This window comes from Streptomyces sp. P17 (assembly GCF_032436805.1).
GTDB lineage: Bacteria > Actinomycetota > Actinomycetes > Streptomycetales > Streptomycetaceae > Streptomyces.
This window is the reverse complement of record NZ_JAVRBF010000252.1, coordinates 1-605: the sequence shown is the minus strand read 5'-3', so window position 1 is coordinate 605 and position 605 is coordinate 1. Positions and strand designations below refer to the sequence as shown.

Here is a 605-nt window from a genome sequence, read left to right as displayed (position 1 = left end):
GTTTACAACAATGCTTTGGCTTTCTCGAAAGAACAGTATGAACAAGGTAACAAAACCAACTTCAGCGATTGGAATCAAAATTTAACTACGCTTAAAAAAGATGCGGATTATTCTTGGTTGAAGAACGTCTCAAGTGTGCCATTACAGCAATCGCTCCGTCATCTTGATAAAGCGTTTAAAGCATTTTTCAAATCTGGATTTGGCTATCCTAAGTTCAAAAACAAACATGGTAAGCAATCCGCTTGCTACATGGCTAACGCTTTTAAATTCAACGCTGAAACAAAGCAAATCACTTTAGCCAAGATGAAAAATTCATTGAAAGTCAAACTATCAAGACCGTTCAATGGCAGCCCGTCTTCCGTCTATGTGTCCAAAACTAAAACAGGCAAATACTTCATTTCGATGCTTGTTGAAACAGAAATTCAACCGTTACCTATCGCAAGCAAAACTGTGGGTGTAGACGTTGGTATCAAATCACTTGCGGCTTGTTCTGATGGCGTTGTATTCAACAATCCCAAATACACCAAGAAGTACGAGAAGAAGCTGGCTAAAGCTCAACGTAAACTTTCCAAGAAGACGAAAGGTTCTAATAATTTCAATAAGCA

1 protein-coding gene is annotated in these 605 nt (G+C 38.3%); it reads left to right on the top strand.

Going from position 1 to position 605, the window contains the following annotated elements; all coding sequences use genetic code 11:
- Positions 1 to 605, top strand: a 605-nt coding sequence (locus RMT89_RS40695) for a transposase (protein ID WP_315888787.1), incomplete at both ends; no start/stop codon positions are given.